A 12974-nucleotide genomic window follows, 5' to 3' on the forward strand; every position below is an offset into this window, starting at 1 on the left:
TGACAAATTAGTCGGTTTCTAAGTGTCTGTTGGCATAGTTTTTACTGTACTAGATGTAACCACGCGATGACGAAATTAAAAAGAATTATGAAAAGGAATTTTAAATTACTGGCGGTCATGGTCTTCATGGCAGCTGCGTCCTGTAGTTTTACAACTAAGACTTTTGACGACCCAGATAAGGATAAATTATTGATAGACCTTATCACCTATGTTCTTAACCAGGGACACTATGATGCCAAGGAGATCAATGATGAGTTTTCAGCGAATGTATATGAGGATTATCTTGAAGGAATGGATCCTTCAAAAAGATTTTTTTACAAAGAGGATATTGAAGATTTCAGTTCTTTTAAGGATCAGATCGACGATCAAATCAAGGGCAAAAATATTGAGTTTTTCAATCTTACCTACGGAAGGCTTCAGCAGAGAATGGAAGAGGCGAGATCTATCTACAAAGAAATACTTGCAGAGCCATTTGACTTTTCTGAAAATGAAAAGATCGATACAGATTATGATAACCTGAAATATGTTTCTTCAAAAGCTGAATTAACCAAAAGGTGGAAAGAGCAACTCAAGTTTAATACGTTAATAACTTATCATGATCTAAAGGAGGATGAAGAGAGCAGGAAGGAAGCAGATGATTCATACGAGGTAAAATCTGATACTGAACTGGAAAAACAAGCAAGGGAATCTACGCTCTCTAACATGGAACGATATTATGATTTTACTGATGATCTTGAAAGAGAGGATTATTTTTCAGTATACATCAACGCTATCGTGGAAGAATTTGATCCACATACCTTCTATTTCGCACCACAGGACAAGGACAGGTTCGATATAGCTATGTCTGGTAAGCTGGAAGGAATTGGAGCAAGATTAGTAAAAGACAGCGACAATATTACGATTACTGAAGTGATCTCTGGAGGTCCAGCCTGGAGAAGTGATGAGATTACGGAAGGTGATGTGATCTTGAAAGTAAAGCAGGAAGATGAGGAAGATGCCGTGAGTATCGTGGGAATGAGACTCGATGACGCAGTGGATCTTATCAAGGGCCCTAAAGACACTAAAGTAACGCTTACAGTGCGTAAAAAAGTGATGGGAAATATCGAAGATGTAGTTTTGGTTAGAGATGTGATCGAGATCGAAGAAACGTATGCGAAGACTTCTATGGTAAAGAAAGATGGGAAGAACTTCGGAATCATAAACCTTCCGAAATTCTATTTCGATATGGAAGATTACAATAGCAGGAATGCTGCTTCAGATATTAAAGAAGATATTATTAGACTGAAACAGGAGGGAATGGAAGGTTTGGTTCTTGACCTTAGAAATAATGGTGGTGGTTCACTAAAAACCGTAGTGGATATTGCCGGGATGTTTATCGAGGAAGGTCCAATCGTTCAGGTAAAATCTAACGGACAAAGAAAAGAAGTACTAAAGGATGAAGATCCTCAGGTATTATGGGATGGCCCTTTGGTAATCCTGGTAAACGAACTTTCAGCTTCAGCTTCAGAAATTCTGGCTGCTGCGATGCAGGATTATAAAAGAGCTATCATTATTGGAAGTAAGCAAACTTATGGAAAAGGAACAGTGCAAAATGTGATCGACCTGAATAGATGGCTACGAAATAATGAAATGGGCGATATGGGAGCTTTAAAGATCACTACCCAGAAGTTCTACCGCGTCAATGGTGGTTCTACCCAACTGGAAGGTGTGAAGAGTGATGTTGTGGTTCCAGATCGTTACAGTTTTGTAGATATTGGTGAAAAAGATCAGGAAAACCCATTACCATGGGATAAGATCGATGCGGCAGATTATGATATCTGGGATGGTTATGTTGGTTATGATGAAGCAATCACTGCCAGTAAGGAACGAATGAGTTCTAACACTCAGTTGAAGATGATCGAGGAAAATGCAAAATGGGTGAAGACTCAGAGTGATGAAACTAGTTACCCATTAAATTATGCTCAATATGCTGCGCAAGCTGCGGAAGATAAAGAAATGGCGAAGCAGTTTGAAGCTATCAGAGATTATAAAACGAATCTGACTTATAACTCATTACCTTTTGAAGAGCAACTTTTTGCTACAGATACTATTCTGAAAGAAAAGAGGCTGAGATGGCATGAGAGCCTTAGTAAAGATGTCTATATTGAGGAAGCTGTAAATGTACTTTCAGATATGAAGATGAACAACATTACCAGAAATAAAATGGCAGGTGTGGACAAATCTCAAAAAGTGAAAAGCTAAAACATAGAATTAAATATGACCCGGGAGAAATTCCGGGTTTTTTTATGCGCAATACTGAAATTATGAAACGTAAATATATCTATCCTTTTATCATTCTTCTAATAGCTGCGATACTACTTATGGCAGAGCAGTGCTCTTAATAAGATAGCCTGTCGCTGTCGAGTTTGATAAATATAAACAGCAGTATAGTGAATCCCCAGAGACCTGAGCCACCATAACTAAAGAAAGGCAAGGGGATACCAACTGTTGGAAAAATACCTATCACCATACCTATGTTCACCAGAAAGTGAATGAATAGAATACCAATGACTGAGTAACCGTAAATCCGGTAGAATTGATTTCTTTGTCTTTCGGCCAGAACTATTAGTCTTAACAACAGGCCTACAAACAGGAATACAACCATTGCGCTACCTAAGAAGCCCCATTCTTCTCCAACTGTACTGAATATATAATCTGTATGTTGCTCTGGCACAAAATGACCTTTTGTTTGAGTTCCTTCGGTCCAGCCTTTGCCAAACCATCCTCCGCTACCAATCGCGATCTCACTCTGGTTGGTGTTGTATCCAATACCTCTGGAATCTACCTCTTTTCCCAGTACAATGTTGAAACGATCCCGGTGACGCTGTTCAAAGACATTCTCAAAGATATAATTTACTGAAAAGCTTAACGCAATGGATATGATCGCAAATACGCTTATCAGTACTTTGCCTGGTCCCTTGCGTGACTTCATAAAGAACATCACTAAAGCAATGACAGCAACTACTACACTAACCCAGATGGGGCCAATAATGAGGGTCAAAATAAATACGGCGACGGCCGATAGTCCGGTTATAAGGTAAAAGCCAGAAAGACCTTCACGATATAATGGAAAAAAGAAAGCAGCGTAAACCAGGGCACTTCCTGGATCTGGCTGAGGTACTATTAGAATTGCAGGAATTGCGATAATGATTAAAGCCTTGACCTGGTGATCAAGTCTTCGAATGTTGGTTTGAATATCACTAAGATATTTCGCCAGGGCTAGTGCGGTGGCAAATTTGGCAAATTCTGATGGTTGAAGCCCAAAGCTTCCAAAGGAATACCAGGAAGTTGCTCCTGAAATTGTTTTTCCGAAGACAAAGAGTCCGGCTAGGGAGAGAAGCGATACTAAATATATAATACTCGAAAAGCGCTGGTAAAATTTTGCTTCTATAGATAAAATGATAATAACTAGAAATATGCTAAGACCTACGAACAGAGCCTGTTTTCCATAAGGCTGTTCAAGGTCAAAAAAAGAACCGCTGGTAGATCCCAATGAAGCAGAATATATATTTGCCCAACCAAAAAGTATAAGTGCTAAATAGATTAAGATACTTATCCAGTCAAAACTGGCTCCATTGCTTCTCGCCATTTATCTGTTAATTATGAAGGGTTCGCCGCTTAATGGCTTGGCATATTCGTCTTCCAGGCTATGTGAGAGGATCCAGTCTTCCATATCTTTTCTGGTAATAGTTCCTTTCAGATATTTTTCGATCATCAAACTGGCAATTCTTCCGGCATAGCGACCACCCCAGTATCCATTTTCCACGAACACTGCAATCGCGATCTTAGGATTATCTACAGGAGCAAAGGCTACAAAGATCGAGTGATCTGTTAGCTGAACCCTTTTTCCATCAATTTTTGTAAAATTTTCCGCAGTACCCGTTTTACCTGCTATTTCTATTCCCGGGATTCTTAAAGCAGAAGCTGTTCCGCTCTTATAAACTTCGTGCATTCCTTCCACTACAGGTTCAAAATGTCTTTTCTCAATGGTGGTAACATTCTTTGTAGTGTACTTTTCTTCTTTAATTGGTTGCCCATTTACCTCTTTTAGAATATGCGGAGTGTAGAACCAGCCTTTATTTCCAATAGTAGCCGCCATGTTCGCCAGTTGAATTGGCGTCATTAGAACCTCTCCCTGTCCAATCGCGTTGGAAAGAGTTGCTGTAGCATACCATTTGTAAGTTGGATAATCGTAGATCTTATTATAATACTCAGAATCCGGAATTTTACCGGATCTTCCTGTACTAAGGTCAGATCCCAGGTAATCTCCAAGTCCAAAACTCTTTAAATGTGCATTCCAGGCGTCCATTCCTTCCTGCGGACTAGGATATTTCTCGATGATACGACGATAAACGTTTGCAAAATATGCATTACAGGATTGGGCAATTCCCGGGATCATACTTAGCGGGCTACTATGTGCGTGACAACCCAGTTTCCTTCCGCGGCCATATGCATACCCGTGATTACAGGAAAAAGAATCATCTGTATCTACCACATTTTCCTGAAGTCCGATCAAGGCATTCAAGGTTTTAAATGGAGATCCTGGAGGATATTCAGCTAAAAGACCACGGTCATAAAGTGGTTTTGCGTCTTCATCCAGATATAATTTGGTAAAATTTGGAGAGCGTTTTCTTCCCACCAGATCTGCTGGATTATAAGTTGGAGCAGTGATCAGGGTTAAGATCTCCCCGGTGTTAGGTTCCAGCGCAACAATACCACCGCGCTTATTTTCCATTAATTTTGTACCGTAATCCTGCAGAATAGCGTCGATAGTTAAGGTGATATCCTTGCCTTTTTCCGGCAAAGAGTCAAAAACACCTTCTTTGTAAGGTCCTATATCCCTGTTGAATCTATCCTTTTGAATATATTTTACACCTTTCTCACCTCTTAAAAGTTCTTCGTAATAACTTTCCACACCAGCCCGGCCTATAAGGTCACCAGAAATATAATATGGATTATCATTAACGATCTTCTGGTTTACTTCAGCAATATATCCAAGCACATTCGCGCTGTGATCAACCTGGTAATCCCTTAATGATCTCTTCTGAATATAAAATCCCTGGTAGTTTCTCATTTTCTCCTGAAGTATCGCGTACTCACTTTTGGTAAGTTGAGGGATTACTACTGAAGGTAACATGGGAGAATAGATCTTTGCCTTATCCAGTTTCTTTTCCAGTTCTTCCCGGGATAGATTCAGAATATTACAAAATTCGGTCGTGTCGAAAGGTTTGAGGTTTCTAGGAATAACCATGACGTCATAAGAAGGCTGGTTACTTACCATAAGTTCCCCATTACGATCATAGATATATCCACGCTGCGGGTAATCGTAAATAACTTTGATGGCGTTATCCTGCGATCGAATCGCCAGGGAAGTATCGATGACCTGTAGATAGAACAATCTCCCCAGGAAAATAAGACCTGTGGTAAGGATCGTGATATACAGCAATAATTTTCTCATCGATGTTTTCTACTGAAAAGTGTTAATGACAGCAATATTAGAACTACTGAAAAGATACTTGAAAAAAGAGTTTTCTTGAGTATTAGAAGTATATGATTTACACTAAATATTTCCAAGGAAAAAAATACGAAATGGTGGATTAGAACGATCAGGGAAACATAACTGAATTTTGCTCCAAAAGGCGTAAAGGCCAGCCTAATATTCTGATGGTCATAACTAATTCCAAAGGAGAACCGTAGCAGGTTCGGTCGGGCAAAAGCAGCGACCAGACATGCAGCCGCATTGATCCCGCCGCTGTCCTCAAAAATATCAATGCTTAATCCCAGCAAAAAGGATAAAAGGAGGAACAGACTTTGGTTTCCGGCAAAGGGATAAAGTAGAATGAACAACACGTATAGATACGGATTGATATATCCCAGAAAATTGATGTTATTCAGAATTAGAACCTGTAAAAATATCAGGATCACGAAGCGTGCAATATTTGATAGTAGTTTACTGTTCATCTGGCTCCTGCAATTCCTTGATTTCGTCTTTATTGATGTTCTCTATTACATAAACATAACCAATATTAGTCATGTCATTAAATAGCTTGATGTTGATCGTGTAATAACTTTGGGTTTGATCCAATGTGAAATCTTCGATACTACCAATTGGTAATCCTTCAGGAAAAATTAGCGACCGGCCACCCGTAATGATCGTATCTCCTTTTTGGACCGGAGCCTGTCTGGGAACATCGATTAACTGTACGATATTTGGATCTTCACCATTCCACACGAGACTACCAAAATGATTGGTACTGCTTAATTGTGCATTGATCCTGGATCTGCTGTTCAGAATTGAAATAACCCGGGAATACTTATTATTAACTCTATCTACGATGCCAACAATTCCCTGGCTGGTGATTACTCCAAACTCTTTTTGAATTCCTGAATTTTCACCCCGGTTAAGAGTCAGATAATTATCAACTTTAGCAAAGTTATTATTGATAACGCGAGACGGTCTGAAAATGTAATCTCCTTCAAATGATGTACTGTCCAGCTGTTTTGAAATTGAAATACTATCATTCATATTAGAAATGATATTTCGAAGCTGATTGTTTTCAGTGATCAGTCGTTCATTGTACTCTTCCAGGTTCAAGTAGGTGTTGATGCCATTGGACCATGAGTATACACCACCGGTCACCCAGTTTGCAGAACTTATAAACCTGCTCTTATGGAAGGAGTGATTTTGAACTGTGAGAAAAATAGAGACAGCAAACAGGAACAGGAATAGAATTGAATTCTTATTCCTAATAAGGAAATTGAAAATCTGCTGCATAAATTAAGCTTCTCCTACTTGATCAAAATTCCTTTGTATCGGTTCAGTGTTTTAAGGCAAATTCCGGTTCCACGAACAACGGCTCTTAACGGATCTTCAGCTATATAAACCGGAAGATCTGTTTTTTGAGAAAGACGTTTGTCTAGTCCTCTAAGCATAGAACCACCACCGGCGAGATAAATACCTGTATTATAAATATCGGCAGCCAGTTCTGGTGGTGTTTGGGAAAGAGTTTCCATTACGGCATCCTCGATCCTAAGAATAGACTTGTCCAGCGCTTTGGCAATTTCACGATAAGAAATGTTCACCTGCTTAGGTTTTCCGGTAAGCAAGTCACGTCCCTGTACGCTCATTTCGTCTGGCGGGACTTCAAGATCTTCAGTCGCAGCACCAATTTGGATTTTAATTTTTTCCGCAGTACGCTCACCAACATAAAGGTTATGCTGCGTACGCATGTAATATACGATGTCATTGGTAAATACATCTCCTGCGATCTTCACAGATTTATCACATACGATCCCTCCAAGAGCAATTACAGCAATTTCAGTAGTACCACCTCCTATATCCACGATCATGTTTCCTTTTGGTTGCATGATATCTACTCCAATACCAATGGCCGCAGCCATTGGTTCATGGATCAAGTATACTTCTTTTCCATTTACCCGCTCTGCACTTTCCTTTACAGCTCGCATTTCGACCTCTGTAATTCCAGATGGAATACAGATTACCATTCGAAGTGCAGGAGTAAAAAGTTTCTTTTTGAGCGCCGGGATCTCCTTTATGAACATCGTGAGCATTTTCTCACTGGCATCAAAATCGGCAATCACCCCATCTTTTAACGGCCTGATGGTTTTGATATTCTCATGAGTTTTTCCCTGCATCATCGCAGCTTCTTTACCTACTGCGGTAATTTTACCAGAAGTTCTGTCCCTGGCAACTATCGAAGGGCTATCCACAACTACCTTGTCATTATGTATGATCAAAGTGTTGGCGGTTCCTAAATCGATTGCAATTTCTTCAATGAGAAAGTCAAAAAATCCCATAGTGTTTATTAGGTGTTGAGGTTTGGGTAAATGTAATGAATTTAATGTTTAAAATGGCGTGTCCCGGTCATCACCATTGCGATATTATTTTCGTTGCAATAGTTGATGCTCAGTTCATCCTTGATGCTTCCCCCTGGCTGGATAACCGCCGTAATTCCGGCATTTCCCGCAATTTCCACACAATCTGGAAAAGGGAAGAATGCATCACTAGCCATCACGGCACCATTTAAGTTAAAATCAAATGATTTCGCTTTGGCAATACTATGTGTTAGAGCATCTACTCTGGACGTTTGCCCGGTACCACTTGCACATAATTGTTTGTTTTTCGCCAGAACGATCGTATTTGACTTTGTATGCTTGCAGATCTTGGAAGCAAATATCATGTCAGATAACTCAGAATCTGTTGCTTTATTGCTGGTTGCCAGCTTAAGATCTTCGATAGCATCGGTTTTTAGATCTTTATCCTGAACTAGAACTCCGTTAAGACATGTTCTCACCTGATTCTTCGGAAGTTCAACTTCTTTCTGAATAAGCAGGATTCTGTTCTTTTTGCCTTTTAATATTTCTTCAGCTTCCGCAGAGAATGAAGGGGCAATGACCACCTCACAAAATAGTTTGTGGATTTCTTCAGCAGTATCGGCATCTATTTCCACATTGCTAATTAGAATTCCTCCAAAAGCTGAAACAGGATCACCGGCAAGGGCATCTGCATAAGCCTGGTGGATCGAGTCTCTTTGTGCAAGACCACAGGCATTGTTATGCTTTAAAATCGCGAATGTTGGAGCTTCACCTTTAAACTCGTTCATGAGGTTCACGGCAGCATCTACATCCAGCAGGTTGTTATAGCTCAATTCTTTCCCATGTAGCTGATCGAATATTGCATGGAAATCACCGAAAAATGTTCCTTTTTGATGAGGATTTTCTCCGTATCGAAGCTCTTTACCTTTTAGTTCGCTTTGTTTGAAAGAATTGATGTCACCATCAGCATTGAAATAATTAAAAATTGCTGAATCGTAGTGAGAGGAAATATTAAATGCTTTGGCAGCGAATTTTTTCCGATCTGCTATTTCAGTATTGCCAGATTTCTCATTCAGTAATTCTAAAAATTCAGCATAATCATCTACGGAGGAAACGCAGGTTACATCCTTGAAATTCTTAGCCGCAGCTCTAATCAAAGAAATACCTCCAATATCTATCTTTTCTATAATATCCTGTTCCGCAGCGCCCGAAGCAACTGTTTTCTCAAAAGGATAAAGATCCACAATCACAATGTCTATCTGCGGGATTTCATACTGTTCCAGTTCTTTCGCATCACCTTCATGATCCTGGCGATTAAGAATTCCGCCAAAAACTTTTGGATGAAGAGTTTTTACCCGGCCACCTAGTATTGAAGGGTAGGAGGTAACATCCTCTACAGGAACCACATCTATTCCAAGATCCTTGATAAATTTCTCGGTTCCACCAGTGGAATAAATGGTAATGCCCAGCTCATCCAGCTTTCTCACGATAGGTTCGAGACCATCTTTACTGAAGACTGAAATTAAAGCAGACTTTGCTTGTTTTAATTCGCTCATTGTGTTGTGTTTGTTAAAGCTGCAAAAGTAACCAATAAAGCGAAAAATTTAAAAGTGCAACTAATGAATTATCGATAAATTTTGTAACGAAAATTTGGATCCTGCGTCCTATCTTAAATTCATGAGTTAATAGCAGATTTTAAATTATGCTGATCTATTTACGGGTACTTAAAGAGAGCTTCAATTTTGCGATTAGCGCTCTTACTAATAATAAGCTTAGAACCTTTCTTTCCCTACTTGGGGTGACCATTGGTATCTTCTCCATTATCGCTGTTCTTGCAGCGGTAGATTCATTAAAAAAAGATATTACAGGAAGTTTGAGTTCACTGGACAATAGTACGGTGATCGTGATGAGGTTTAAATTTGGACCCAGCGATATACCCAGATGGAAGAGTCAGCAGTTCCCAGATGTAACTTATGAGGAATACCAGAACCTAAAGAAGAGCTTACCCGATCTTGATAATATTAGTTTTGTTTTGGGAATTCCCGGAGGAGCCGCGATCAAATATCAGGATGTTACCAGTAGTGGTGTGGATATAGGAGCAGTTACTCATGAATATTACGACATTGAAGCACTGGAACTCGCAGAAGGACGGTTTTTTAACGAATCTGAATCTGTAAGCGGATCTGGGGTTGTTGTTCTGGGTCATGAAGTAGCGCAAACGCTGTTTGGTGGTTCGAATGGAATTGGTGAAGAAATACGAATTTTTGGACGTAGAGCAACAGTCATTGGAGTGCTAAAGAAACAGGGGCAGTCCTTGTTTACCGGGTCCAGGGATGGACAGGCTTTTGTGCCAGCGAACTTTGCCCGACTGGTTTACGGAACTACGAAGGGAACGGTATTTCCACAATTGGTGATGAAGCCTGAAAGCGGAGCAGATAGCGATGAGTTTATCGCTTTACTGGAACAAAATCTTCGGAATATGCGCGGAATCAAGCCCGGAGAAATCAACAACTTTTTTGTTAATGAGTTAAAGGGTCTTACAGAATTTGTAGACAATATTACAGGCCAGCTGAATATCATTGGTTTGGTGATTAGCGGATTTTCTTTACTGGTTGGAGGCTTCGGAATTGCGAATATTATGTTTGTTAGTGTTAAGGAAAGAACCAACCTTATTGGTATTCAGAAATCTCTGGGAGCTAAAAATAAATTTATTCTTTCTCAATTCTTATTTGAAGCTGTCATACTCTCCGTGATTGGAGGATTGGTAGGATTGTTCTTTGTGTGGCTGGTTTCAATCGTTGCCTCACAGTTTACCGGTGATTTTGAATTCGTCCTTTCACCGTATAATATGTTTATTGGAACACTGGTTTCGGCAATTATAGGATTGGTTTCGGGAATTATCCCAGCAATGTCAGCCTCAAAACTTGATCCTGTGGAAGCAATTCGCACCGGGATGTAAATATTATCTTAACGGAAAGCGATTTTCAGAACATATTTCACATAAATTATTCTAAAAAAAATTAAAGTTAGTTAAAGGTCTGATATCAAAGACATAGCTTATGTAATTTTAAAACAAAAAGCTATGGAAATGGGAAATGAGATCGAAAAGAATTACCTGCTATCTATACTACAATTAGTAGGATTTTTTGCATTTCTTTTCTTTATTATCGCACTTCAGATGTAATTTTGAACACGATATAAGAACTAAAAAACTCCTGAGAAATCAGGAGTTTTTTTGTTTTGAACTTCAAGAGTAATCTATAGGATCTCTGCTACTTTCTGGTTCACCCAAACCAGGAATTCTTCATCTTCCGCAGTAAAAGGATCGGCTGTGTGGCTATCAATATCGATCTGCCCAACATTTTCACCATTTACAAATAACGGTATTACAATTTCTGCCTTTACATTAATGCTACAGGCTATATAATTATCCTGTGCTTTTACATCGGGTACAACAAAATTCTGATTGCTTACCGCTACCTGTCCGCAAATACCCTTCCCGAATGGGATGATCTCATGATCTGTTGGCTCCCCGGCAAATGCCTTCAATTTTAATTCTTCTTTATTTCCATTCTTGAAGTAGAATCCAACCCAGTCATAATAACTTATATTTTGCTCCAATAGTTCACAAACCTGGGTCATTCGCTGTTTGACATCTATATTCGAGTCCTGTAGAATCTGTTCTACTTGTGGTCTTAATTCCTGAAAATTCATATTAACAATATTTGGTGCAAAAGTATTCAATTTGCCGTGTAAAGCATGGTGCCTAAATCTATAAATTTGTTAAAAACCAAGTCGCTACTTTGCTGAAACTCATCAAGAAATACAAAACGGTATTGCGTTTTATATTTGTATTCCTGGGAAGCTATTTTCTATTTTCCAGTGCTTACAATGCATTTCTTTTGTTTTATGAGCAAACTCAGCCTGTACCAGACGCCATCACGAGACTGGTGGCCTACCAGAGTGGAGATTTGATGCACGCTCTTGGTTACGACAACGTCAAGGTGGTGATGCATTATACAGGATTATCCATGAAACTAATGGTGGAAGGTTATTTTCTAGCCGGTATAGTTGAGGGTTGCAATTCAGCAAGTATCATTATACTATTCACCTCCTTTATTCTGGCATTCTTTGGAAAAACCTCCACGACTCTAATCTATATTTTTGCAGGTGCCACTCTTATCTATGCAACGAATATTTTACGAATCGTAATACTCTCTGTGAGTATACTTGAGTACCCGCAATATTCTGGTTTTATGCACACCATATTTTTTCCACTAGCGATCTACGGAATGGTTTTCCTCCTCTGGCTGGTATGGATACGAATCTTCACTAAATACAAAAAAGCATGAAGAAAAGATATAAGATAATTCTTATTAGCTTCATGGTTTTGCTACTTGCAGCAATACGTTTTTTTGAAGATAGTCTATTCTACGATCCATTAATAGCGTTTTTCAGGTCAGATTATCTATTGGGTATTATTCCGCCTATGAACATGGCAGAACTCATGATTCACCTCAGTATACGCTATGCGCTTAATAGCGCAATCTCACTGGGAATCATCTATATCGCTTTTCAGAACAGGAGCATGCTCAAATTCTCGGTTATCCTCTACGCCCTGCTTTATCTGGGAGCTGTAAGCGCTTTTATATTTCTGGTCCTCAACATCGAAAGAGAGCATTATCTCGCCTTATTCTATGTAAGAAGATTTCTCATTCATCCTTTATTCCTGCTTATCCTGCTTCCTGCATTCTATTATTACCGGATTAGCCAAAGAACCTCGGCAACAAAGTGAATTGAGGCTATTTGAGAGTTCTTTAGAGTATTTTAGGGTCCCAGCTAAATTGAAATCTTTAATTTTGTTTAAAACTTTATAGATGAAAATAAAATATATCATTTTAGGATTAGCGGTAATTACAGGTCTAGGAATTTCGTCCTGTGGGGATGCTGAAAAGAAATCTGAAAACGGATCTACTTCGGAAGTTATTATGGATACTGAAGAAGATATGGAGGAAGTGCAGGCAGAATTTGAAAACGATTCTGTAGCAAAAGTATACGAAGGATACCTTGAATTAAAAGACGCACTGGTTCAAACTGAT

At 39.2% G+C, this 12974-nt stretch carries 11 protein-coding genes and 1 pseudogene; 5 read left to right on the plus strand and 7 right to left on the minus strand.

Annotated features, from left to right (window positions below; all coding sequences use genetic code 11):
- Nucleotides 1–87: 87 nt before the first annotated feature.
- On the plus strand, nucleotides 88–2241 hold the full coding sequence (locus ACNKXS_RS06350) for a carboxy terminal-processing peptidase (protein WP_417920101.1): 2154 nt from the start codon (nucleotides 88–90) through the stop codon (nucleotides 2239–2241).
- Between the two features lie 136 nt (nucleotides 2242–2377).
- Here ACNKXS_RS06350 and rodA read toward each other — a convergent pair whose 3' ends face one another.
- Genes rodA through purH form a run of 6 tightly spaced genes read right to left on the minus strand, consistent with a single transcriptional unit; the run spans nucleotide 2378 to nucleotide 9431 of the window.
- Complete coding sequence (gene rodA / locus ACNKXS_RS06355; protein ID WP_417920102.1) at nucleotides 2378–3628, minus strand: rod shape-determining protein RodA; 1251 nt, start codon at nucleotides 3626–3628, stop codon at nucleotides 2378–2380.
- Complete coding sequence (mrdA, locus tag ACNKXS_RS06360; RefSeq protein ID WP_417920103.1) at nucleotides 3629–5497, minus strand: penicillin-binding protein 2; 1869 nt, start codon at nucleotides 5495–5497, stop codon at nucleotides 3629–3631. It abuts the gene before it with no gap.
- Nucleotides 5494–6000 carry a rod shape-determining protein MreD gene (locus ACNKXS_RS06365; protein WP_417920104.1) on the minus strand — a complete coding sequence of 169 codons (507 nt, stop codon included), beginning with the start codon at nucleotides 5998–6000 and terminating at the stop codon, nucleotides 5494–5496. Before ACNKXS_RS06365 ends, mrdA begins: the two co-directional genes overlap by 4 nt.
- Complete coding sequence (mreC, locus tag ACNKXS_RS06370; protein WP_405200406.1) at nucleotides 5990–6814, minus strand: rod shape-determining protein MreC; 825 nt, start codon at nucleotides 6812–6814, stop codon at nucleotides 5990–5992. The genes ACNKXS_RS06365 and mreC overlap by 11 nt, the downstream gene beginning before the upstream one ends.
- A gap of 14 nt (nucleotides 6815–6828) precedes the next feature.
- Nucleotides 6829–7857 carry a rod shape-determining protein gene (locus ACNKXS_RS06375; protein ID WP_011710806.1) on the minus strand — a complete coding sequence of 343 codons (1029 nt, stop codon included), beginning with the start codon at nucleotides 7855–7857 and terminating at the stop codon, nucleotides 6829–6831.
- A 41-nt stretch (nucleotides 7858–7898) separates the two neighbouring features.
- The gene (gene purH / locus ACNKXS_RS06380; protein ID WP_417920105.1) at nucleotides 7899–9431 is read right to left on the minus strand and encodes a bifunctional phosphoribosylaminoimidazolecarboxamide formyltransferase/IMP cyclohydrolase; all 1533 of its coding nucleotides are present in this window, start codon (nucleotides 9429–9431) and stop codon (nucleotides 7899–7901) included.
- 146 nt (nucleotides 9432–9577) lie between these two features.
- Between purH and ACNKXS_RS06385 the strand changes: the two genes are divergently transcribed.
- Complete coding sequence (locus ACNKXS_RS06385) at nucleotides 9578–10834, plus strand: ABC transporter permease (protein ID WP_295181904.1); 1257 nt, start codon at nucleotides 9578–9580, stop codon at nucleotides 10832–10834.
- Nucleotides 10835–11133: 299 nt separating this feature from the next.
- Here the strand turns inward: ACNKXS_RS06385 and ACNKXS_RS06390 are convergent, their stop codons facing one another.
- Nucleotides 11134–11589, minus strand: a complete 456-nt coding sequence (locus ACNKXS_RS06390; protein ID WP_417920106.1) for a GAF domain-containing protein — start codon at nucleotides 11587–11589, stop codon at nucleotides 11134–11136.
- An 89-nt stretch (nucleotides 11590–11678) separates the two neighbouring features.
- On the opposite strand from ACNKXS_RS06390, the gene xrtF reads away from it, so the two are divergent.
- The 3 genes and pseudogenes from xrtF to ACNKXS_RS06405 form a co-directional block, all read left to right on the plus strand.
- Nucleotides 11679–12227 carry an exosortase family protein XrtF gene (gene xrtF, locus ACNKXS_RS06395; RefSeq protein ID WP_417920107.1) on the plus strand — a complete coding sequence of 183 codons (549 nt, stop codon included), beginning with the start codon at nucleotides 11679–11681 and terminating at the stop codon, nucleotides 12225–12227.
- A complete protein-coding gene (locus ACNKXS_RS06400) occupies nucleotides 12224–12670 on the plus strand; it encodes an exosortase F system-associated membrane protein (protein ID WP_417920108.1) in 447 nt (148 codons plus the stop codon). The genes xrtF and ACNKXS_RS06400 overlap by 4 nt, the downstream gene beginning before the upstream one ends.
- Nucleotides 12671–12752: 82 nt before the next feature.
- Nucleotides 12753–12974, plus strand: a pseudogene (locus ACNKXS_RS06405) (hypothetical protein); the annotation flags it as partial.

Origin of the sequence: Christiangramia marina (assembly GCF_048285865.1) — a bacterium.
Lineage (GTDB): Bacteria > Bacteroidota > Bacteroidia > Flavobacteriales > Flavobacteriaceae > Christiangramia > Christiangramia marina.

Coding starts and splice junctions, on each gene's coding strand:
- ACNKXS_RS06350 (WP_417920101.1), top strand. CDS start 88: ATGAAAAGGAATTTTAAATTACTGGCGGTCATGGTCTTCATGGCAGCT.
- rodA (WP_417920102.1), bottom strand. CDS start 3,628: ATGGCGAGAAGCAATGGAGCCAGTTTTGACTGGATAAGTATCTTAATC.
- mrdA (WP_417920103.1), bottom strand. CDS start 5,497: ATGAGAAAATTATTGCTGTATATCACGATCCTTACCACAGGTCTTATT.
- ACNKXS_RS06365 (WP_417920104.1), bottom strand. CDS start 6,000: ATGAACAGTAAACTACTATCAAATATTGCACGCTTCGTGATCCTGATA.
- mreC (WP_405200406.1), bottom strand. CDS start 6,814: ATGCAGCAGATTTTCAATTTCCTTATTAGGAATAAGAATTCAATTCTA.
- ACNKXS_RS06375 (WP_011710806.1), bottom strand. CDS start 7,857: ATGGGATTTTTTGACTTTCTCATTGAAGAAATTGCAATCGATTTAGGA.
- purH (WP_417920105.1), bottom strand. CDS start 9,431: ATGAGCGAATTAAAACAAGCAAAGTCTGCTTTAATTTCAGTCTTCAGT.
- ACNKXS_RS06385 (WP_295181904.1), top strand. CDS start 9,578: ATGCTGATCTATTTACGGGTACTTAAAGAGAGCTTCAATTTTGCGATT.
- ACNKXS_RS06390 (WP_417920106.1), bottom strand. CDS start 11,589: ATGAATTTTCAGGAATTAAGACCACAAGTAGAACAGATTCTACAGGAC.
- ACNKXS_RS06400 (WP_417920108.1), top strand. CDS start 12,224: ATGAAGAAAAGATATAAGATAATTCTTATTAGCTTCATGGTTTTGCTA.